The 20,264-nt window shown below is 66.5% G+C and carries 19 protein-coding genes; 14 read left to right on the forward strand and 5 right to left on the reverse strand.

All coding sequences use genetic code 11. From position 1 onward, the window contains the following. The first annotated feature begins 199 nt into the window (after window positions 1–199). Complete coding sequence (locus WIX39_RS09815; RefSeq protein WP_409194980.1) at window positions 200–1,090, forward strand: lysophospholipid acyltransferase family protein; 891 nt, start codon at window positions 200–202, stop codon at window positions 1,088–1,090. Continuing rightward, window positions 1,087–1,971, forward strand: coding sequence for a lipid A biosynthesis acyltransferase (locus WIX39_RS09820; protein ID WP_081268058.1), 885 nt, complete (start codon window positions 1,087–1,089; stop codon window positions 1,969–1,971). The genes WIX39_RS09815 and WIX39_RS09820 overlap by 4 nt, the downstream gene beginning before the upstream one ends. A gap of 95 nt (window positions 1,972–2,066) precedes the next feature. Here WIX39_RS09820 and WIX39_RS09825 read toward each other — a convergent pair whose 3' ends face one another. Together WIX39_RS09825 and yihA are read right to left on the reverse strand one after the other, a co-directional pair. Then, window positions 2,067–2,978 carry an alpha/beta fold hydrolase gene (locus tag WIX39_RS09825; RefSeq protein WP_106935559.1) on the reverse strand — a complete coding sequence of 304 codons (912 nt, stop codon included), beginning with the start codon at window positions 2,976–2,978 and terminating at the stop codon, window positions 2,067–2,069. Between the two features lie 86 nt (window positions 2,979–3,064). Then, window positions 3,065–3,805 carry a ribosome biogenesis GTP-binding protein YihA/YsxC gene (gene yihA, locus WIX39_RS09830; RefSeq protein WP_409194981.1) on the reverse strand — a complete coding sequence of 247 codons (741 nt, stop codon included), beginning with the start codon at window positions 3,803–3,805 and terminating at the stop codon, window positions 3,065–3,067. Between the two features lie 73 nt (window positions 3,806–3,878). On the opposite strand from yihA, the gene WIX39_RS09835 reads away from it, so the two are divergent. From WIX39_RS09835 to WIX39_RS09855, 5 genes are all read left to right on the forward strand, one after another. Further along, window positions 3,879–4,559, forward strand: a complete 681-nt coding sequence (locus tag WIX39_RS09835; RefSeq protein WP_081268055.1) for a c-type cytochrome — start codon at window positions 3,879–3,881, stop codon at window positions 4,557–4,559. 121 nt (window positions 4,560–4,680) lie between these two features. Beyond that, window positions 4,681–6,852 carry a cytochrome c biogenesis protein ResB gene (locus tag WIX39_RS09840; protein ID WP_409194982.1) on the forward strand — a complete coding sequence of 724 codons (2,172 nt, stop codon included), beginning with the start codon at window positions 4,681–4,683 and terminating at the stop codon, window positions 6,850–6,852. After that, entirely contained in the window at window positions 6,849–8,165 is a 1,317-nt protein-coding gene (gene ccsB, locus WIX39_RS09845; RefSeq protein ID WP_106935557.1) for a c-type cytochrome biogenesis protein CcsB, read from the forward strand. Before WIX39_RS09840 ends, ccsB begins: the two co-directional genes overlap by 4 nt. 116 nt (window positions 8,166–8,281) lie before the next feature. After that, complete coding sequence (msrP, locus tag WIX39_RS09850; RefSeq protein ID WP_409194983.1) at window positions 8,282–9,304, forward strand: protein-methionine-sulfoxide reductase catalytic subunit MsrP; 1,023 nt, start codon at window positions 8,282–8,284, stop codon at window positions 9,302–9,304. 28 nt (window positions 9,305–9,332) lie between these two features. Further along, on the forward strand, window positions 9,333–9,995 hold the full coding sequence (locus WIX39_RS09855) for a sulfite oxidase heme-binding subunit YedZ (RefSeq protein WP_409194984.1): 663 nt from the start codon (window positions 9,333–9,335) through the stop codon (window positions 9,993–9,995). Between the two features lie 27 nt (window positions 9,996–10,022). Here the strand turns inward: WIX39_RS09855 and lysA are convergent, their stop codons facing one another. Both lysA and lptM read right to left on the reverse strand, forming a co-directional pair. After that, on the reverse strand, window positions 10,023–11,312 hold the full coding sequence (gene lysA, locus WIX39_RS09860) for a diaminopimelate decarboxylase (protein WP_409194985.1): 1,290 nt from the start codon (window positions 11,310–11,312) through the stop codon (window positions 10,023–10,025). Next, window positions 11,309–11,596, reverse strand: coding sequence for an LPS translocon maturation chaperone LptM (gene lptM, locus WIX39_RS09865; RefSeq protein WP_409194986.1), 288 nt, complete (start codon window positions 11,594–11,596; stop codon window positions 11,309–11,311). Before lptM ends, lysA begins: the two co-directional genes overlap by 4 nt. Before the next feature lie 12 nt (window positions 11,597–11,608). Between lptM and cyaY the strand changes: the two genes are divergently transcribed. Beyond that, complete coding sequence (cyaY, locus tag WIX39_RS09870) at window positions 11,609–11,941, forward strand: iron donor protein CyaY (RefSeq protein ID WP_081266477.1); 333 nt, start codon at window positions 11,609–11,611, stop codon at window positions 11,939–11,941. A 12-nt stretch (window positions 11,942–11,953) separates the two neighbouring features. On the opposite strand, the gene WIX39_RS09875 is transcribed toward cyaY, so the two are convergent. Next, window positions 11,954–14,365 carry a penicillin-binding protein 1A gene (locus WIX39_RS09875; protein ID WP_409194987.1) on the reverse strand — a complete coding sequence of 804 codons (2,412 nt, stop codon included), beginning with the start codon at window positions 14,363–14,365 and terminating at the stop codon, window positions 11,954–11,956. Window positions 14,366–14,604: 239 nt separating this feature from the next. Here WIX39_RS09875 and WIX39_RS09880 point away from each other — a divergent pair, with 239 nt between their 5' ends. The 6 genes from WIX39_RS09880 to WIX39_RS09905 are packed head-to-tail and all read left to right on the forward strand — an operon-like array spanning window position 14,605 to window position 20,264. Next, window positions 14,605–15,684, forward strand: coding sequence for a pilus assembly protein PilM (locus tag WIX39_RS09880; protein ID WP_081266475.1), 1,080 nt, complete (start codon window positions 14,605–14,607; stop codon window positions 15,682–15,684). Then, the gene (locus WIX39_RS09885; protein ID WP_081266474.1) at window positions 15,681–16,304 is read left to right on the forward strand and encodes a PilN domain-containing protein; all 624 of its coding nucleotides are present in this window, start codon (window positions 15,681–15,683) and stop codon (window positions 16,302–16,304) included. The genes WIX39_RS09880 and WIX39_RS09885 overlap by 4 nt, the downstream gene beginning before the upstream one ends. Before the next feature lie 6 nt (window positions 16,305–16,310). After that, window positions 16,311–16,988 carry a type 4a pilus biogenesis protein PilO gene (locus WIX39_RS09890; protein ID WP_081266473.1) on the forward strand — a complete coding sequence of 226 codons (678 nt, stop codon included), beginning with the start codon at window positions 16,311–16,313 and terminating at the stop codon, window positions 16,986–16,988. Beyond that, complete coding sequence (locus WIX39_RS09895; RefSeq protein ID WP_081266472.1) at window positions 16,985–17,524, forward strand: pilus assembly protein PilP; 540 nt, start codon at window positions 16,985–16,987, stop codon at window positions 17,522–17,524. Before WIX39_RS09890 ends, WIX39_RS09895 begins: the two co-directional genes overlap by 4 nt. Next, the gene (pilQ, locus tag WIX39_RS09900) at window positions 17,521–19,692 is read left to right on the forward strand and encodes a type IV pilus secretin PilQ (protein ID WP_081266471.1); all 2,172 of its coding nucleotides are present in this window, start codon (window positions 17,521–17,523) and stop codon (window positions 19,690–19,692) included. The genes WIX39_RS09895 and pilQ overlap by 4 nt, the downstream gene beginning before the upstream one ends. A 23-nt stretch (window positions 19,693–19,715) precedes the next feature. Next, window positions 19,716–20,264, forward strand: coding sequence for a shikimate kinase (locus WIX39_RS09905; RefSeq protein WP_081266470.1), 549 nt, complete (start codon window positions 19,716–19,718; stop codon window positions 20,262–20,264).

The following is a 20,264-nucleotide window of genomic DNA, read 5'->3' on the forward strand; positions in this document are numbered from 1 at the left end:
AGTGATTTGGCGCGTTGCCAACTCTGCGGAGCCCTGGCGAACGCTTTAGCAGATGCCGGTTGCCCGGCGGGGCACAATCGCCTCGGCGCTTGTGTTTGTCGCCCTGCAAGTTGTTCCGTAACTCGGCGACAATTTGGATTCTATTCGAGCCGTGCCTACCATGCGCGCGCGTCCGTTTTTTGACCCCCTCCCGTTTTCAATGATCACCCTGTTTCGCCTGCTTGCCCGCTTGCCGATGCCGTTGATGCATCGTCTCGGCGCCATGCTGGGCTGGCTGGTCTGGTGGTGCGCGCCGGGCTACCGCCGCCGCTTCAAGGCCAACGCCGAGAGCGCGGGCTTCGCTCCGGGCCAATACCGTCCCGCCATTGCCGCCGCCGGCAAGATGGCCTCCGAACTGCCCTGGCTCTGGCTGCGCCCGCACGGCCAGACCGTGCTGGACCGCGTGGTGCGCTGGGAAGGCGTCGAGGCCTTCGAGGCCGCCATGCAGGCGAAGAAGGGCGTGATCCTCGTCGCGCCGCACCTGGGCAGCTGGGAAATGTGCGGCCAGGCCATCGGCGAACGCTTCCTGGCGGCCTACGGGCCCATCACCGCGCTGTTCCGCCCGGCGCGCAAGAAATGGATGGCCGACCTGATCGCCGCCGGCTCGCGCGACCGGCCCGGTCTGCAGACGCTTCCCACCAACAACAGCGGCGTGCGCGGCCTCATCCGCACGCTGCGCAGTGGCGGCTACACCGGCATCCTGCCCGACCAGGTGCCCCCGCTGGGGCAGGGCGTCTGGGCGCCGTTCCTGGGCCGCCCCGCCTACACCATGACCTTGCTTCCCCGCCTCGCGCAACAGACTGGCGCGGCCTGCTTCCTGAGCGTCTGCGAACGCCTGCCCAAGGGGGCCGGCTACGTGATCCGCTTCGAGCCGATCGTCGGCACCGCGCTGACCGACCCCTCCGCCTCCATCGAGGAGGCCGCCGCGGCCATGAACGACGGCATCGGCCGGCTGATCCACAGCCTGCCCGGCCAGTACGTGTGGGACTACGCCCGCTACAAGGAGCCGCGCGCCGAGCGCGTGGCCGCCGCCACCGGAGAGGCCGCATGAGCCTCGGTTCCCGACTCGGCATCGGCTTCATGCGTGCGATCGCGCCGCTGCCCCTGCCGCTGGTGCGCGGCTTCGGCGCGATCCTCGGCCGCATCCTGCATACCGTGGCCGTGCCGCGGCGGCGCGTGGTCGACACCAACCTCGCGGTCTGCTTCCCCGGGAAGTCGGAGGCCGAGCGCCGCGCCATCGCGCGCGAGACCTTCGTCTTCGTGGCGCAGTCGTGGCTCGACCGCGGCTGGCTCTGGCATGCCCCTGAAAAGGTGGTGGCGAGCCGGCTGAAGGTGGTCGGCGCGGCTTCGGAGATCCGCGAGATCGCCGAGGGCGACGCGCCGATGATCCTGTTCGCGCCGCACTTCTACGGCCTCGACGCCGCGGCCACCGCGCTGACCATGCACACGGCGCGCCCCTCGGCCACCATCTACACGACCCAGCGCGACCCGATGGTCGATGCCTGGATCCGCGAAGGCCGCACCCGCTTCGGCGACGTGGCGGCGCTCAACCGGGTGGACGGCATCAAGCCGGTGCTGCAGGGCCTGCGCAAGGGCGGCTTGCTGTACCTGCTGCCCGACATGGACTTCGGCCGCGACCAGACCATCTTCGTGCCGTTCTACGGTGTGCAGGCGGCCACCGTGCCTTCGCTGTCGCGCTTTGCGCGGCTGGGCAAGGCCAAGGTGGTGCCGGTGGTGTCGAAGCTCACGCGCGACGGCTACGAGATCCAGGTGCTGCCGACCTGGCAGAACTTTCCGACCGACGATGTCGAGGCCGACACGGCGCTCATGAACGAGCGGCTGAAGGGCTACATCGACACGATGCCTTCCCAGTACTACTGGGTGCATCGCCGCTTCAAAACGCGCCCCGAGGGCGAGCCTCCTATATATTGAAAGCCCCCCGGCTTTTCACTTCGCTTCGCTGCGTGTAACTCCACCCCCCATGGGGGAGGCGCGGCTCGCCTAGGGGCGGCCCGGCGGCGGCCGCCTCAGTTGCGCTGCAGGAAGCCCTCGATCTCGCGGGCGACCAACTGCGGCTGCTCGTGCACGATCCAGTGGGTCGCGTCCGGCACCTTCTTGATCTCGAGCTTCGGCACGTAGTCCTCCAGGCCGTCGAGCAGGCCGGGCAGCAGCGCCGCGTCGTCGAGCGCCCAGAACACGAAGGTCGGCACATTCACCGTGAGCCGTTCGCGCGGCAGCACCGGAATGCCGTCGATGGTCTGGCCCGGCAGCGGCGGCTTCATGGGCGTCACGCGGTACAGGTTGCAGGCGCCCGTGAGGCCCGCGCCCCAGACTTCGCGGTACTTCTGCTTCACTTCTTCGGTGAGCCAGCCGAAGCCGTCCGGGCCGGCCTTCATCAGCGTGAAGAAGGGCCACATGCGCTTGAAGTCGTCGGCCGCGAGCAGCGCCTCGGCGTCGGGGCGCGCGAGGAAGTTCATGTAGGCGCTGGCTTGCTGCTGCGCCGCGCTGTTGCGCAGTTCGCGCGTGAAGGTGCCCGGATGCGGCGAATTGATGATGACCAGCTTGCCGACCTGCTGCGGGTAAGCGTTGGCGTAGCCCCAGCCGAAGGCGCCGCCCCAGTCGTGGGCCACCAGCGCGGCCATGGTGCCGTCGGCGCTCTCGGTGGCGGCGAGCTGCTGGATGTCCTGGATCAGAAGGTGCGGTTTGTAGGCCGCCACGTCGGTCGGCGCGCTCGACTTCTCGAAGCCGCGCAGGTTGGGTGCCACGCAGCGGTAGCCGCCGTGGGCGGGATCCGCGAAATATTCGAGCAGTTCGTCCCAGATGAACGCGGCCTCCGGAAAGCCGTGCAGGAACACCATCAGCGGCCGGCCCGGCTCGCCGGTGGCGCGGCAGCTCAGGGTGGTGCCATTGGGCAGGCTGCGTTGGAATGTCTCGATCATGCTTCTTGTCTCCTTCGGGTTGACTGTCGCTATTCTTTTGATAGTGAACTATGCAGATGGGACGACCGGTGCAGCCTGTTGCCGGGTCAGGCCTCCGGTGGTGGCGCGGGTGGCTCCGGCGGCGCCTCGCCGCCTTCCGGGTGCACCCAGCGCCACAGCAGTTCGGCAGCCTCGCCGACGCCCTGCTTCTTCAGCGCGGAGAACAGTTTCACCTCGCCGCCGCCGGCGTTCAGTCGCGTAATCGACAGCACCTTGGCGGCTTCGCTGCGCGTGAGCTTGTCGGACTTGGTCAGAAGCACCAGGAACTTCAGGCCCTGTTCCACGCGCGGTCGGATCACGTCGAGCAGGATTTCGTCGAGTTCGGTCAGGCCTTGGCGCGGATCGCACATCAGCACCACGCCGCGCAGGCTCTCGCGCGTCATCAGGTAGTTGCCCATGACGCGCTGCCAGCGCAGCTTGGCCTCGCGCGGCACGGCCGCGTAGCCGTAGCCGGGCAGGTCGGCCAGCACGGCGTCGTCGACCTTCTGCTTGCCGATGCCGAACAGGTTGATGTGCTGCGTGCGGCCGGGCGTCTTGGAGGCGAAGGCCAGGCGCGTCTGCTGCGTGAGCGTGTTGATGGCGGTCGACTTGCCCGCGTTGGAACGGCCGACGAAGGCGATCTCGGGCAGGTCTACAGGGGGGAGGTGCTCCAGCTGCGGGGCGCTGGTGAGGAAGTGGGCTGTGTGCAGCCAGCCCAGCGCCACGCGCTCGCGTTCGGCGACCTGGGGGTCCGCGGCGGGCGCCGCGCGGGGAGGATAGGCAGCGGGCTTGGCGCGCGGGGAGGGCATCTACGGACTTTCGAAACTAGACCCACATTGTAGAATCGTGAGGTTTTGCGCCAATAAATTCGAAGCCCCCGATATGAAGTTGTTTGCCAATATTGTGCTTGCGGCCCTCGTGGGCCTCGCATCCAGCGTGAGTTCTGCAGCCGATGAACCCGCCGCGGCTCCCGCTGCGGCGCCGGCCAAACCGGCCAAGCCGGACCCCGCCAAGGGGGACACGCTGTTCAGCGCGAGCACGCCCACGGTCCAGAGCTGTGCCTCGTGCCACAACGCCGACGGCAACTCGACCATCGCGGCGAACCCCAAGCTGGCGCAGCAACACCCCGAATACATCCTCAAGCAGTTGCAGGACTTCAAGTCCGGCAAGCGCAAGAACAGCATCATGAGCCCCATGGCCGCCAACCTGAGCGACCAGGACATGCGCGACATCGCCTGGTTCGTGGCCTCCAAGAAGATCAAGACCGGCTTCTCGAAGGACAAGGACACCGTGGCGCTGGGCGAGAAGATCTACCGCGGCGGCATCGGCGAGCGCTCCATTCCCGCCTGCGCCGGCTGCCACAGCCCCAACGGTGCCGGCCTGCCGGCCCAATACCCGCGCCTGGGTGGCCAGAACGCCGAATACACCGTGGCCCAGCTCAAGGCCTTCCGCGGCGACGGCACCCCCGTGCGCACCAACAGCGCGCCCATGACCGGCGTCGCCGCCAAGCTCAACGACCGCGAAATCGCCGCCGTGGCCGACTACATCGCCGGCCTGCGCTGATGACGGCGCGCCCCCGAGCGTGAACTAACCGCCGACAACAACCCCAAACAAAGGGCGGGCCGATCCACCAGGATGGCCCGCCCTTTTGCTTTTTTCCCGTCCTCCCATACTTTTCGCCCCGATGTCCGTCTCCACCCATGGCCTTCGCGTTCATCGCGGCCCGCAAATGCTTCGCGCTGCGGTGGAACTGCTGTCGTCGATGCGCTTCGCGATCGCGCTGCTCACCGTCATCTGCATCGCGTCGATCATCGGCACCGTGCTCAAGCAGCACGAGCCGATCAACAACTACATCAACCAGTTCGGGCCCTTCTGGGCCGAGCTTTTCCGCGCGGCGCGTCTCGACACGGTCTACAGCGCCTGGTGGTTCATGCTGATCCTGCTGTTCCTGGTGATCAGCACTTCGCTGTGCGTCGCGCGCAACACGCCGCGCATCCTGGTCGACCTCAAGACCTTCAAGGAAGACATCCGCGCGCAGAGCCTGAAGGCCTTCGGCCAGCGCGCCGAGAGCCGCCTGGGCGAAACCCCCGAGGCCGCCGCCAGGCGCATCGGGCAACTGCTGGTGAGCGGCGGCTGGAAGGTCAAGCTGCAGCAGCGCGAGGCCACCCATGGCAGCCGCCCGACCGGCGCGGGCTGGATGGTCGCGGCGCGCGCGGGCGGCGCCCACAAGCTGGGCTACATCGCAGCCCACAGCGCGATCGTGCTGGTGTGCATCGGCGGCCTGCTGGACGGCGACCTCATCGTGCGCGCGCAGACCTGGTTCAACGGCAAGAGCGTGTTCACCGGCGGCGGCATGATCGCCGACGTGGCGCCCGAGCACCGCCTGTCAGCCAGCAACCCGACCTTCCGCGGCAACATCCTCGTGCCCGAGGGCGGGCAGGGCAGCGTGGCCATCCTGAACCAGGCCGACGGCGTGCTGCTGCAGGAACTCCCGTTCTCCATCGAGCTGAAGAAGTTCATCGTCGACTACTACTCGACCGGCATGCCCAAGCTGTTCGCCAGCGAAGTGGTGCTGCACGACCGCGAAACCGGCGAGCAGGTGCCGGCGCGCATCGAGGTCAACCATCCGGCCAGCTACAAGGGCGTGGAGATCTACCAGTCGAGCTTCGACGATGGCGGCTCCAAGGTGAAGCTCAAGGCGGTGCCGATGGCGGCCGCGGCCAAGCCCTTCGAGGTCGAGGGCATCATCGGCGGCCCGAGCACCGAAATCACCAACGGCAAGGACAAGCTCACGCTCGAATACGCCGCGCTGCGCGTGATCAACGTCGAGAACTTCGCCGACGCCGGCGCCATGAGCAGCGGCGCCGACGTGCGCAAGGTCGACCTGCGCCACGACATCGAGTCGCGCCTGGGCGCTGCCAACAAGGTCAACAAGCCGAAGGTGCTGCGCAACATCGGCCCGAGCATCGGCTACAAGCTGCGCGACGCCGCCGGCCAGGCGCGCGAGTACCAGAACTACATGGTGCCGGTCGACACCGGCGACGGCCAGCCGGTGTTCCTGCTCGGCATGCGCGAGAAGCCCGACGACCCGTTCCGCTACCTGCGCGTGCCGGCCGACGAGCAGGGCTCCATGGACGGCTTCGTGCGCATGCGCGCCGCGCTCGCCGACCCCGACATCCGCGCGCGCGCCATCGAGCGCTACATCGCCAAGGCCACCGACCCGAAGCGCCCCGAAATGGCCGAGCAGCTGCGCGTGTCGGCCACCCGCGCGCTGGCGCTGTTCTCGGGCAGCGAGCGCGCCAGGCCGGACGCCACCGCCCTGGGCGGCTGGCAGGCGATCGCGGAGTTCATGGAAGTCAACGTGCCCGAGGCCGAGCGCGAGCGCGCGGGCGGCGTGCTGGTGCGCATCCTCAACGACGTGCTGTTCGAGGTGCTCAACCTGAGCCGCGAAGGCGCCGGCCTGGCCGTGCTGCCGAACGACGAGAAGTCGCAGGCCTACCTCACGCAGGCCGTGCTGGCCATCAGCGACGCGCACTTCTACCCGGCCCCGGTCGCGATGATGATGACCGACTTCACCCAGGTGCAGGCCAGCGTGTTCCAGGTGGCGCGCGCCCCTGGCAAGAACGTCGTCTATCTGGGCTGCCTGTTGCTGATCATCGGGATTTTTGCCATGCTGTATGTGCGCGAACGGCGCCTCTGGGTGTGGCTGACGCCCGATGGCAGCGCGGCCGACGGCGCCACCACTGCCACGATGGCGTTCTCGGTCAATCGCAAGACCATGGACAGCGACCGCGAATTCGAGCACCTCAAGCACAAGCTGCTCGCCCTGAAGAAGACGGAACCCGAGACAACATGAACACCACGACCCTCACGCTCAATGAAAGCTGGCTCTCGCGCCGCAACCTGTTCGATTGGGTGTTCGCGGCGCTGGTGCTGGCGGGCGGCCTGTTCGCGTTCACGCGTTATGCGGGGTCGATGGACTACTACGAGAAGCCGATCCTCGCCGCCGCGGTGATCTCGATGATCGCCATCGGCTGGTTCTGGCGCCCGCTGCGGGTGCTGGCCATCGTGGTGGCGGCCGCGTCGCTGCTGGCCATCAGCTCGTACCAGGGCGACCTGGCGCGTGCCGACACGGTGTTCTGGCTCAAGTACTTCCTGTCGAGCCAGTCGGCCATCCTGTGGATGAGCGTGCTGTTCTTCATGAGCACGCTGTTCTACTGGCTCGGCTTCTTCGGCGGCAGGCAGTCCGACACCTTCGACATGATCGGCTCGCGCCTCGCCTGGGCCGCCGTGACGATGGCGCTGATCGGCACCATGGTGCGCTGGTACGAGAGCCACCAGCTCGGCCCGGACATCGGACACATCCCCGTGAGCAACCTGTACGAAGTGTTCGTGCTGTTCTGCTGGCTCACGGCGGCGTTCTACCTGTACTTCGAAGAGCGCTACAACACGCGCGCGCTCGGCGCCTTCGTGATGCTGGTCGTGAGCGCGGCGGTCGGTTTCCTGCTCTGGTACACCATCGTGCGCGAGGCGCACGAAATCCAGCCGCTGGTACCCGCCTTGCAGAGCTGGTGGATGAAGCTGCACGTGCCGGCCAACTTCATCGGCTACGGCACCTTCGCGCTGGCGGCCATGGTGGCCTTCGCATATCTCATCAAGGAACAGGCCGACGAGAAGCGCTGGTACAAGCTCACGCCGATCTGGCTGCTGGGCGTGGCGCTGTGCTTCGTGCCCGTGGCCTTCCGCCAGCGCGTGCAGGAAGCCGGCGGCAGCTACTGGGTGGTCTACGCGGGCATCTCGGCGCTGATCGCCGCGGGCATCCTGCTCGGTCGCAAGCGCATCGCGGCGCGGCTGCCGGCCAACGACGTGCTCGACGACGTCATGTACAAGTCGATCACGGTCGGCTTCGCCTTCTTCACCATCGCCACCGTGCTCGGCGCCCTGTGGGCGGCGGATGCCTGGGGCGGCTACTGGAGCTGGGACCCGAAGGAAACCTGGGCGCTGATCGTCTGGCTCAACTACGCGGCTTGGCTGCACATGCGGCTCGTGAAGGGGCTGCGGGGCACCGTGGCCGCGTGGTGGGCGCTGGGCGGCCTGGCGGTCACCACCTTCGCCTTCCTGGGCGTCAACATGTTCCTGAGCGGCCTGCACAGCTACGGAACGCTGTAGGCGCGCGCCCGCAGTCTTTCGCGAAGAATTGAAACCGCGCGCCCTGCCGGCGCGTAACCAAATCGGGGCTGGTCACGAACTACCCTGAGCACAAAGATTCCAGCGAAAGGCTTGCCATGTCGTTTCATTCCCGTCCGCTTCGCCGCCACAGCAGCGACGACAACGGTTTCATCCATCCGGTGCCGAGCGAAATCACGCCGCGCGCTGCATACGAGAGCCGGCGCGACCTGCTGAAGCTCATGGCCGGCGGCGCGGCGGGCGCGGCGCTGGCGAGCTTCGCGGCGCGCGAGGCGTGGGCCCAGGCGGCGGCGCCGGGCAAGCTCGCGGCGCTGCCTGGCGCCAAGTCGGCGGTGCCGGGTGCCATGTCCATGGACAAGCTCACCGACTACAAGGACGCCTCCACCTACAACAACTTCTACGAGTTCGGCACCGACAAGGCCGACCCGGCCAAGAACGCCGGCACGCTCAAGACGCGGCCGTGGACGGTGGAGGTCGAGGGCCTGGTCAAGAAGCCGGGCAAGTACGGCATCGAAGATCTGCTCAAGCTCAGCGCGCAGGAAGAGCGCATCTACCGCCTGCGCTGCGTCGAGGGCTGGTCGATGGTGATTCCGTGGGTCGGCTACTCGCTGGCCGAGCTGATCAAGAAGGTCGAGCCGCAGGGCAACGCCAAGTTCGTCGAGTTCGTCACCCTGGCCGACCCCAAGACCATGCCCTTCGTCGGCTCGCGCGTGCTCGACTGGCCCTACACCGAAGGCCTGCGCATGGACGAGGCGATGCATCCGCTCACGCTGCTGGCCTTCGGCATGTACGGCGAGGTGCTGCCCAATCAGAACGGCGCGCCGGTGCGGCTGGTGGTGCCGTGGAAGTACGGCTTCAAGTCGGCCAAGTCGATCGTCAAGATCCGCTTCGTCGAGAAGGAGCCCAGCACGGCCTGGAACAAGGCGGCCGCCAACGAATACGGCTTCTATTCGAACGTGAACCCGAACGTCGACCATCCGCGCTGGAGCCAGGCCACCGAGCGCCGCATCGGCGACGGCGGCGGCCTGTTCGCCAAGCGCCGCAAGACGGAAATGTTCAACGGCTACGAAGCCCAGGTCGGCCAGCTCTACGCCGGCATGGACCTGAAGAAGAACTACTGAGCCTGCGTCGCCGTCCGGCCGCTGCCCCATGAACAAGCTGCTCATGCACCCGGCCACCAAGCCGGTCATCTTCCTGCTGTGCCTGCTGCCGTTCGCGCGGCTGGCCTACGGAGCCTTCACCGACGGGCTCGGCGCGAACCCGGCCGAGTTCCTGATCCGTGCCACGGGCGACTGGACGCTGCGCTTCATCTGCATCGTGCTGGCGGTGACGCCGCTGCGCGTGATGAGCAAGTGGAACGCGCTCGCGCGGTATCGCCGCATGCTGGGCCTGTTCGCGTATTTCTACGTGGTGCTGCACCTGCTGTGCTACAGCTGGTTCGACATGGGCTTCGAGTGGGGCGACATCGTCAAGGACATTGCGAAGCGGCCGTTCATCCTGGTGGGTTTCACCGCCTTCGTGCTGCTGACGCCGCTGGCCGCCACCTCGTTCAACCGCGCGATCAAGGCGATGGGCGCAAAGCGCTGGCAGATGCTGCACAAGCTGGTGTACGTGATCGCGGGGCTCGGCCTGCTGCACTTCTTCTGGATGCGCGCGGGCAAGAACAACTTCGCCGAAGTGTTCGTCTACGCGGCGATCATCGCGGTGCTGCTTGCCTGGCGCGTGTGGGACTTCGCGCGCAAGCGCAAGGCAAGGGCTGCCGCTGGCGCTGCCACGGCGCGCGGCGGCAGCAAGCCGCTGCGCACCGGCTGACCGGCGGGACTGCCGGGCAAGGACGGATCAGCCGTCGATCTCGGCGCGCAGCTGGTCTTCCATCGTCTCGCGGCGGCGGATCAGCTTGGCGGTCGCGCCGCTCACCAGCACCTCGGCGGCACGGCCGCGCGTGTTGTAGTTGCTGGACATGCTCATGCAATACGCGCCGGCCGACAGCACGGCGAGCATGTCGCCAGCCACCACGTTGAGTGCGCGGTCGCGGCCGATCCAGTCGCCGCTTTCGCAGACCGGGCCGACGACGTCGTAGACCGGTGCGTCGCCGGCGCGGGCGCGCACCGGCACGATGCGCTGGAAAGCCTGGTACATCGCGGGCCTTGGCAGGTCGTTCATGGCCGCGTCGACGATGCAGAAGTTCTTGTCTTCGCCGGGCTTGGTGTAGAGCACCTCGGTCACGCACACGCCCGCATTGCCGACGAGCGAGCGGCCAGGTTCGATGACCAGCTTGCGCCCGCCGAAGCCGCGCGCGTCGAGCTTGGCGAGCAGCTGCTGCCAGAGCGCATCGGCCTTGGGCGGCACTTCGCCGTTGTAGTCGATGCCCAGGCCGCCGCCGAAGTCGAGGTGATGGATCGGCACGCCGGCCGCCTCGATGGCCTCCACGAGGTCCAGCACGCGGTCGCAGGCGTCGAGGTATGGAGAGGCTTCGGTGATCTGCGAGCCGATGTGGCAGTCGATGCCGACCACCTCGAGGCCCGGCAGCCTCGCGGCGTGGCGGTAAGCCTCCACCGCGCGGTCATGCGCGATGCCGAACTTGTTGCCCTTCAGGCCGGTGGAAATGTACGGATGCGTCTTCGGATCGACGTTCGGATTGATGCGGATGCTGATCGGCGCGCGCCGGCCTTCGGCGGCGGCAACCTCGTTGAGCACGTCGAGTTCGGCCTCGCTCTCGACGTTGAAGCAGGCGATGCCGGCCGCGAGGGCCTGGCGCATCTCGGCGCGCGTCTTGCCGACGCCCGAGAAGATGATCTTCTTCGGATCGGCGCCGACCGCCAGCACGCGCGACAGCTCGCCGCCGGAGACGATGTCGAAACCGCAGCCCGCCTCGGCGAACACGCGCAGCACGCCGAGCGACGAGTTGGCCTTCATGGCGTAGCAGATGAGGGCATCGCGCCCCTCGAAGCCGCGCTGGTACGCGGCCAGGGCGTCGAGCATCCACTGCTTCGAGTAGACGAAGAGGGGGGTGCCGTGCTCGCGGGCCAGCGCGTCGAGCGCGACACCTTCGACGTGCAGCGCGCCATCGCGCTCGGCGATGTGGGGTTGGCCGGGCAGGGATGAGGACGAAGAAACGCTGCCGGTCATTTGCGGGTTCCGCTGCTGTCGTTGGTGTTGTTCGTGGTGGTGCCGCTGGCTGGTGTGGCCGGCGAGGCTGGCGTGGGGGGGGTGTTCGTGCTCGAAGTGGAATCCGATCCGCCCGGCGTCAGCAGTTGGGGCAACGTCGCCCGCTGGGCCGCCGCAGGATCGGTTGGGAGGTACAGGGCCCCCTTCTGGCCGCAAGCGGCCAGACCGTTGGTGGCTGCGGCGAGGCAGACCATGAGCGCAGCGCGGACGCGGGTGCTCACTAGAATTTGGCGAACGTTCAACATAGCGAAATTGTAATGACCGACATTGAGTACATGGACCGCGCCGAAGCCGCGCTCGCCGCCATCGAGGAGAGCTGCGACCGCATCAACGACGCGACCGATGCCGACATCGACAACCAGAGGGTTGGCGGGATGATCACGATTTCATTCCAGAACGGCAGCCAGTTGATCGTGAATCTGCAGAAGCCCCTGCAGGAAATCTGGTTGGCCGCGCGTTCGGGCGGCTATCACTACCGGCACGACGGCAAGGCCTGGGTCGACACCAAGACCGGCGAAGAACTCTTCGCCAATCTCTCGCGCGAAGCGACCTTGCAGGCCGGGCAGCCGCTGGAATTCGCGGCTGCCTGATCCGCCGCCGCGTCAGTTCCTGAAGAGATCGAGGATGCGGCTGCGTTCCTCGGGCGGGGCCGGCGGGCTGACCGGTGCGCCGGTCAGGGCTTCGACCGGTGCCACGGGCGCGGCTTCCACGCCGAGCGATGCCACGCCGCGGCCCGGTGCGTAGTCGTCGTAGTACCACTCGCCACCCAAGTTCACGATGCCGGAGGGCGGTGCCGTCGCGATGTCGGTCACCGGCACGCCCTTGATGGCGGTTTCCATGTAGTTGATCCAGATCGGCAGGCTCAGGCCGCCGCCGGTTTCGCGGTCGCCCAGGTTGCGGGGCGTGTCGTAGCCGATCCACGAGATGGCGGTCATGGTCGGCTGGAAGCCGGCGAACCAGGCGTCGAGTGAGTCGTTGGTGGTGCCGGTCTTGCCGTAGAGGTCGGGCCGCTTGAGCATGGCCTGCGCCTTGGCGGCGGTGCCGGCGCGCGCCACCGACTGCAGCAGCGTGTCCATGATGAATGCGTTGCGCTGTGGAATGGCGCGCAGCGACTCGTTGAGCAGCGGCGGCTGCTTGTCGACCAGCACCTTGTCCTTGTGGTCGGTGATGCGGGTCACGAGGTAGGGGTTGACGCGGTAGCCGCCGTTGGCGAACACCGAGTAGCCCACCGCCATCTGCATCGGCGTGACCGAGCCGGCGCCCAGCGCCATCGGCAGGTAGGCGGGGTGCTTGTCCTTGTCGAAGCCGAAGTTGGTGATCCACTCCTGGGCGTAGCGCGTGCCGATGGACTGCAGGATGCGGATCGACACGAGGTTCTTCGACTTCATGAGCGCGGTGCGCATCGACATCGGGCCGTCGTAGCCGCCGCCGTAGTTCTTGGGCTCCCAGGGCTGGCCGCCGGTGGTGCCCGCATCGAAGAACAGCGGGCCGTCGTTGATGACGGTGGCGGGGGTGAAGCCCTTTTCGAGCGCCGCCGAGTAGATGAACGGCTTGAAGCTCGAACCCGGCTGGCGCCAGGCCTGGGTCACGTGGTTGAACTTGTTCTTGCCGAAATCGAAGCCGCCGACCAGCGCCTTGATGGCGCCGTCGCGCGGATCCATGGCGACGAAGGCGCCTTCCACTTCGGGCAGCTGGGTGATTTCCCAGGTGTTCTTCGGCGTCTTCACCACGCGGATGACCGCGCCGCGACGGATCTTGATGTTGGGCGGCGCCTTGTCGGAGAGGCCCGACTGCGCGGGCTTGAGCCCTTCGCCGGTGATCTGCACTGCGTCGCCGTTGGCGCGCACCGCGTCGATCTGCTTGGGCGTGGCCTTGAGCACCACGGCGGCCATCACGTCGCCGTTGTCGGGGTGGTCGCTGAGCGCGTCGTCCACCGCTTCGTCGAGGTCCTTGGCGTCGGCGGGCAGGTCGACGAACTTCTCGGGTCCGCGATAGATCTGGCGGCGCTCGTAATCCATGATGCCCTTGCGCAGCGCCTTGTAGGCGGCAGCCTGGTCGGCCGCCACCAGCGAGGTGTAGACCTTGAGGCCGCGCGTGTAGGTGCTGTCGCCGTATTGCGCGTACATCAGCTGGCGCACCGTCTCTGCCACGTATTCGGCATGCAGGCGGTTCGGGTCGGCGGCGTCGCGCAGGTGCAGCTCTTCCTTCTTGGCCTCGGCCGCCTGTTCGGCGGTGATGAAGCCGGCCTCCTGCATGCGGTCGATCACGTAGAACTGACGGCCGCGCGCGCGCTGCGGGTTGTTCACCGGGTTGTTCGCGCCAGGCGCCTTCGGCAGGCCGGCCAGCATGGCGGCCTGGGCGATCGTGAGTTCCTGCAGGGGCTTGCCGAAATACGCTTCGGACGCGGCGGCAAAGCCATAGGCGCGGTTGCCGAGGTAGATCTGGTTCAGGTAGATCTCGAAGATCTGGTCCTTGGTCAGCAGGTGCTCCAGCTTGAAGGTCAGGAGCACTTCGTAGACCTTGCGGGTCAGCGTCTTTTCGGAGCTCAGGTAGACGTTGCGCGCGACCTGCATGGTGATGGTCGATGCGCCCTGGCTCTTCACCCGGTTCAGGTTGGCCAGGCCGGCGCGCACCATGCCCTTGTAGTCGACGCCGCCGTGGTCATAGAAGCGCGAGTCTTCGGCGGCCAGCACGGCGTCCTTCACGACCTTGGGAATGGCGGAGATGGGCGTCAGGTTGCGGCGCTCTTCCCCGAATTCCCCGATCAGCGTGCCTTCCGCCGAGAACACCCGCAGCGGCAGCTTGGGCCGATAGTCCGACAGCTCGCTGATGTCCGGCAGGTTGGGATACGCGACCGCCAGGGCCACCGCCACCACGCACAGGACCGACAGCACGCCGGCCGCGGCAATGCCGAATCCCCAGAAGAACAGGCGCAGCAGCCATCTCAGCCAGGCTGGGCGTTTGGGGGGAGGGGTCTTGGCTGGCCCTGTGGGGCTTGAAGTTTTTTCTTGCATGGAGGGCCGGGGAGTCACCCGACATTATAAAAAGCCGCTCCCTTCGAACCATCCGATCTTTGTTACCCTCGCGACGCGCTAATTCAAAAGTTACAGAATGCGGCTTTGCCGTCAGCTTTTGACAACGCTCCGGAACTTTGCCCCCTGGCGTCGCTTGGTTGCCGCTACGCCTGCTGCTAGCATGCAACCGAACGCAAGTTTTTCCATTGGTTACAAATACAGGGGAAAAGGGACCTCACTTGGCTTCTCTTGGATCATTGTTTCGTCGTCAGAACGCTCCCCTGCTGGGGTTGGACGTCAGTTCGTCCAGCGTCAAGCTGGTCGAGCTCGGCCGTGAGGCCAGCGGCAAGCTGGTCCTGGAACGCTGTGCCATCGAGCCCCTGGAGCGTGGCTGGATCACCGACGGCAACGTCGAGAAATTCGACGAAGTGGCCGAAGCCGTGCGCCGCGTCGTCCGCAAGAGCGGTACGCGCACGCGCAACGTCGCGCTCGCCTTGCCCCCTTCCGCGGTGATCACCAAGAAGATCATTCTTCCGGGCGGCATGAGCGAGCAGGAGCTCGAGATTCAGGTCGAGTCGGAAGCCAATCAGTACATCCCGTTCTCCCTGGATGAGGTGAGCCTCGACTTCTGCGTGACCGGCCCGAGTGCGACTTCGGCCGGCGACGTGGAAGTACTGATTGCGGCTTCCCGCAAGGAGAAGGTCCAGGATCGCGAAGGCCTGGCCGAAGCGGCGGGTCTGAAGGCGATGATCCTGGACGTCGAGTCCTATGCATCGCGCCTGGCGACCGCCCGGCTGATCGAGCAATTGCCCGGCAAGGGCGTCGACGCCGTCGTCGCGCTTTTCGAAGTGGGCGCTTTCACCACCAGCATGCAGGTGCTGCGCAATCAGGAAGTGCTGTACGACCGCGACCAGGCATTCGGCGGCGCCCAGCTGACCCAGCTGATCGTCCGGCAGTACGGTTTTTCCGCGGAAGAGGCCGAGGCCAAGAAGCGCAGCGGCGACCTGCCCGACGACTACGGCTCCGGCGTGCTCAAGCCCTTCGTGGAAAGCATCGCCCAGGAAATCGCGCGTGCGCTGCAGTTCTTCTTCACCAGCACGCCGCATAACCGCGTGGACTATGTGTTGCTGGCGGGCGGCTCCTCGTCGCTGCCCGGGCTGACCAACGCGGTGACGCGCCAGACCTCGTTCGCCTGTTCCCTGGTGAATCCCTTCGACGGCATGGACTTCGGCCCGAACATCCGGGAGAAGAAGGTGCGGCGCGAAGCACCTTCCTACCTCACCTCGTGCGGGCTGGCCATGCGGAGATTTCTGCAGTGATCCTGATCAATCTGCTCCCGCACCGCGAAGCCGCCCGCAAGCGGCGGCGCGAGGCGTTCTATGGAACCCTGGGCGCCGCGGCTCTTCTGGGTGTACTGATTTCCGTGCTGGGATACCTCTGGTACGAAGCCCAGATTTCCGCCCAGCAATCGAAGAACAGCTTTCTCCAGGCGGAGATCAAGAAGCTCGAAGTCGAGATCAAGGAAATCTCGACATTGCAGGAAGAAATCGCGGCCCTGCGCGCACGCCAGCAGGCGGTCGAAGACCTCCAGGGCGACCGGAATCTTCCGGTCCACCTTTTCAACGAACTGGTGCGGCAGTTGCCCGACGGCGTCTACCTGACCAGCATGAAGCAGGACAACCAGACCGTCACGCTGCAAGGCATGGCGCAGTCGAACGAGCGGGTGTCCGAACTGCTGCGCAACCTGGGCAACAACAGCCCCTGGCTCGTGAAGCCGGAACTGGTCGAAATCACTTCGGCGAACGTCAACCTGAGCCAGCGTGACCAGCGACGCGTCGCCAACTTCACGATGCGCATCGGCCTGAAGCGGCCCACCGACGCCCAGAAGGAAGCCGCCGACAAGGCGTTGACGCCCGCCGCGGCGCAATCCAAGGGGTAACCGATCATGGCAAGCAAACGATCCTTACCCAAAGTGGATGTCGGCGCTGCATTGCAGCGTTTCAGCGAGCAGTTCCGCGGGCTCAATCCGAACGACCCCTCCGTGTGGCCGGCCATACCGCGCTATGCGCTGTGCTTGGCGGTGACCGCACTGGTGCTGGTGGCCCTGTGGTTCGTCTGGCTGACCAATTCGAACGACGAACTCGAAGCCGAGCGCAACAAGGAAGTCACGCTCAAGGCCGACTATCAGAAGAAGGTCGCGCAGGCCGCCAACCTCGACCTGCTGAAGAAGCAGCGCGAGCAGGTGCAGCAGTACGTGACCCTGCTCGAGAAGCAGCTGCCCAGCAAGGCGGAAATGGATGCGCTGCTCTCGGACATCAACCAGGCCGGGCTTGGCCGCAGCCTGCAGTTCGAGCTGTTCCGGCCCGGGCAGGTGGTGGTCAAGGACTACTACGCCGAATTGCCGATCGCGGTCCGCGTCACCGGCAAGTACCACGACATGGGCGCCTTCGTGGCCGACGTCGCCGGCCTCTCGCGCATCGTGACGCTCAACGGCGTGACGATCACCCCGCTGAAGGACAAGGACACGCTGACGATGGACGCCACGGCGCGCACCTTCCGCTATCTCGACGATGACGAGCGGGCTGCCCAGAAGCGCGCTGCAGCACCGAAGGCGAAGAAATGAAAGTCGCCACCAAAGTCATAGGGGTCATGCTGGTCGCCGCGGGCCTCAGCGCCTGCGATTCCGACCAGGAAGACCTGCAGCGCTGGATGGCCGAGCAGCGCGCCCAGGTGAAGCCCTCGGTGCCCCGCATCACGGAGCCCAAGAAGTTCACGCCGCAGACCTACACCGAAGCTTCCTCGTTCGAGCCGTTCAACATGTTGAAGCTCACGCAGGCGCTGCGCCGCGAATCGAACCAGCCGAGCACCTCGGAGCTGATCGCGCCCGAGCTGGCGCGCCGCAAGGAAGCGCTCGAAGCCTTCCCGCTCGACGCCATGGCGATGGTCGGCAGCATGAACCGCAACGGCCAGCCGGTGGCGCTGGTGCGTGTCGACAAGCTGCTCTACAAGGTGCGCGTCGGCGAATACCTGGGGCTCAACTACGGGCGCATCACCCGTATCAACGAAACCGAAGTGGCCTTGCGCGAAATCGTGCAGGACGCCGCCGGTGAATGGATCGAACGCGTAGCCACGCTGCAGTTGCAAGAGAGTGCGAAATGAACCAGAAAAAATCAACGATGGCACAGTGGCTGCGCGCTGCCGGGCTGGGTCTGCTGACCTTGGGCGCCTGGGCCGTGGCCCATGCGCAGAACGCGATCGAATCCGTCACCAGCTCGACGCAATCCGGCGCGGAAGTGATCCGCATCGACCTCGCGCAGCCGCTCGCCGCGGTTCCGGCGGGATTCGCCGTTCAGACGCCTGCACGCATCGCGCTTGATTTCCCGGGCGTCACGAACGCCATCGGACGCTCCGCCATCGAAGTGAACCAGGGCAACCTGCGCTCGGTCAACGTGGTCCAGGCCGGCGACCGCAGCCGCGTGGTGCTGAACCTGAAACAGGCAACCGCCTACAAGGCCGAAATCCAGGGCAAGTCGCTGCTGGTCGTGCTCGAGCCCGTGGCCGGTACGGCGCTTGCCGTGTCCGCCGCCACCACCTTCGCCGAAAACCGCAACCGCGACACCCTGCCGCTGCGCGATGTCGACTTCCGCCTCGGCTCCGACAACACCGGCCGCGTGATCGTCGATCTGCCGAACAACCAGGTCGGCGTCGACGTCAAGCAGCAGGGCAAGAACCTCGTCGTGGAGTTCACCAAGTCGACCTTGCCCGAAGGCCTGCGCCGCCGCCTCGACGTGGCGGACTTCGGTACCCCGGTGCAGCTGATCACCTCGCAGCAGGCCGGCGACCGCGTTCGCATGACCATCGAGGCCAAGGGCGACTGGGAGCACAGCGCCTACCAGAGCGAAAACCAGTTCGTGGTCGAGATGCGGGCCCGCAAGGTCGATCCGACCAAGCTGACCCAGGGCGTCGGCTACAACGGCGAAAAGCTCTCGCTGAACTTCCAGAACATCGAGATCCGTTCGCTCCTGCAGGTGATCGCCGACTTCACGAACTTCAACATCGTGACCTCCGACTCGGTGACCGGCGCCCTGACGCTGCGCCTGAAGGACGTGCCCTGGGACCAGGCGCTCGACATCATCATGCAGGCGAAGAACCTGGGCATGCGCAAGAACGGCAGCGTGCTGTGGATCGCGCCCAAGGATGAGATCAACGCCAAGGAAAAGCTCGAATTCGAGGCCAAGGCCACGATCGAGAACCTGGAGCCGCTGCGGACCCAGTCGTTCCAGCTCAACTACACCAAGGCCATTGCCATTGCGCAAGGCCTGACCGGCACGGGCGCCTCCGGCGGTGGCGGGGGCGGTGGTGGTACCACCACCCGTATCCTGAGCCCCCGTGGCAGCGTGATCGCGGAATCCCGCACGAACCAGTTGTTCGTGTCGGACATCCCGTCGCGGCTCGCGCAGATCGCCGACCTCATCCAGAAGCTGGACATCCCGGTGCGGCAGGTGCTGATCGAAGCCCGGATCGTCGAAGCTTCCGACACCTTCGGCAAGTCGCTGGGCGTCAAGCTGGGCGGCGGCGTGATCAACCGCAACAACTCGTTCGGCACCTGGCCCTCGGTGACCGGCGGGGGAACCACCTCTTCGTCCACGACGACCGGCGGCACCACGACGCTGAGCTCGACCACCACGAGCCCGACCGTCACTTTCGGCTCGCCGACCAGCAGCAACTTCATCAACCTGCCTGCAGGCGATGCGGGCGGCACGGGCAACTCGGCCGGTTCCTTCGCGTTCTCGCTCTTCAATTCGAGCTTCTCGCGCATGCTGAACCTCGAAATCTCCGCGCTCGAAGCCGATGGCAAGGGCAAGCTGGTTTCCAGCCCCCGCGTGATCACGGCCGACCAGACCAAGGCGCTGATCGAGCAGGGCGAGGAAATTCCCTACCAGCAGGCCACGTCCAGCGGCGCGACCTCCATTTCGTTCCGCAAGGCCGTGCTGAAGCTGGAAGTGACGCCGCAGATCACGCCCGAGGGCAACATCATCCTGACCCTGGACGTGAGCAAGGATGCGCGCGGCGTCAACACTTCCGCCGGCCCGGCCATCAACACCAAGCACGTGCAGACCGAAGTGCTGGTCGAGAACGGCGGCACGGTCGTCATCGGTGGTATCTTCGAACTCACCGAAACCAATGACGAATCGCGCGTGCCGGTGCTGGGTGAAGTGCCCTACTTGGGTGCACTGTTCCGCAAGCGCGAACGCGTTGCCAACAAGACTGAAATGCTCGTCTTTATCACCCCGAAGATGATTACCGACCGCAACGCCGCGCGCTGACGCGCGGGCGTAGCAGCCACCGCGTGGCGGTCGCACTCGTCGGCTTGCCCGGCGCCGGAAAATCCGCAGTGGGCCGGCGCCTGGGGATGCGGCTGAACCTTCCATTCGTCGATACCGACCACGTGATCGAGCACCGCATCGGCTGCTCGATCCGTGATTACTTCGACCGCGAAGGGGAGGCCGCCTTCCGGGACCTCGAACAAACCGTGATCGCCGACCTGGCGGCCAACGCCCAGGGCGTGCTGGCCACCGGCGGCGGCGCGGTGCTGCGGGAAGCCAACCGCACCCAGCTGCGCGATCACTTCCACGTGATCTATCTGCGCTCCTCGCCCGAAGACCTGTTCCGGCGCCTGCGCCACGACGTCAAGCGCCCCTTGCTGCAGGTGGCCGACCCGCTGGGCCGGCTGCGCGAACTGCACGACGCGCGCGATCCGTTCTACAGGGCCACGGCGCACGACGTGGTCGACACCGGCCGTCCGTCCATCGCCATGCTGGTGAACATCATCGTCATGCAGCTGGAGCTGGCCGGGATCGTCGAGCCGGGTGCCCACCCGGAAGAGCCCTCCGACTGA

This window comes from Variovorax sp. AB1(2024) (assembly GCF_037482385.2).
Lineage (GTDB): Bacteria > Pseudomonadota > Gammaproteobacteria > Burkholderiales > Burkholderiaceae_C > Variovorax.

What these genes read in the sequence shown, in the direction of transcription:
- WIX39_RS09895 (WP_081266472.1), top strand. Translation starts at nt 16,985, where the DNA reads ATGAAAGTCGCCACCAAAGTCATAGGGGTCATGCTGGTCGCCGCGGGC.
- msrP (WP_409194983.1), top strand. Translation starts at nt 8,282, where the DNA reads ATGTCGTTTCATTCCCGTCCGCTTCGCCGCCACAGCAGCGACGACAAC.
- pilQ (WP_081266471.1), top strand. Translation starts at nt 17,521, where the DNA reads ATGAACCAGAAAAAATCAACGATGGCACAGTGGCTGCGCGCTGCCGGG.
- yihA (WP_409194981.1), bottom strand. Translation starts at nt 3,805, where the DNA reads ATGCCCTCCCCGCGCGCCAAGCCCGCTGCCTATCCTCCCCGCGCGGCG.
- WIX39_RS09835 (WP_081268055.1), top strand. Translation starts at nt 3,879, where the DNA reads ATGAAGTTGTTTGCCAATATTGTGCTTGCGGCCCTCGTGGGCCTCGCA.
- WIX39_RS09890 (WP_081266473.1), top strand. Translation starts at nt 16,311, where the DNA reads ATGGCAAGCAAACGATCCTTACCCAAAGTGGATGTCGGCGCTGCATTG.
- lptM (WP_409194986.1), bottom strand. Translation starts at nt 11,596, where the DNA reads ATGTTGAACGTTCGCCAAATTCTAGTGAGCACCCGCGTCCGCGCTGCG.
- lysA (WP_409194985.1), bottom strand. Translation starts at nt 11,312, where the DNA reads ATGACCGGCAGCGTTTCTTCGTCCTCATCCCTGCCCGGCCAACCCCAC.
- WIX39_RS09875 (WP_409194987.1), bottom strand. Translation starts at nt 14,365, where the DNA reads ATGCAAGAAAAAACTTCAAGCCCCACAGGGCCAGCCAAGACCCCTCCC.
- ccsB (WP_106935557.1), top strand. Translation starts at nt 6,849, where the DNA reads ATGAACACCACGACCCTCACGCTCAATGAAAGCTGGCTCTCGCGCCGC.
- WIX39_RS09820 (WP_081268058.1), top strand. Translation starts at nt 1,087, where the DNA reads ATGAGCCTCGGTTCCCGACTCGGCATCGGCTTCATGCGTGCGATCGCG.
- cyaY (WP_081266477.1), top strand. Translation starts at nt 11,609, where the DNA reads ATGACCGACATTGAGTACATGGACCGCGCCGAAGCCGCGCTCGCCGCC.
- WIX39_RS09825 (WP_106935559.1), bottom strand. Translation starts at nt 2,978, where the DNA reads ATGATCGAGACATTCCAACGCAGCCTGCCCAATGGCACCACCCTGAGC.
- WIX39_RS09815 (WP_409194980.1), top strand. Translation starts at nt 200, where the DNA reads ATGATCACCCTGTTTCGCCTGCTTGCCCGCTTGCCGATGCCGTTGATG.
- WIX39_RS09840 (WP_409194982.1), top strand. Translation starts at nt 4,681, where the DNA reads ATGTCCGTCTCCACCCATGGCCTTCGCGTTCATCGCGGCCCGCAAATG.
- WIX39_RS09855 (WP_409194984.1), top strand. Translation starts at nt 9,333, where the DNA reads ATGAACAAGCTGCTCATGCACCCGGCCACCAAGCCGGTCATCTTCCTG.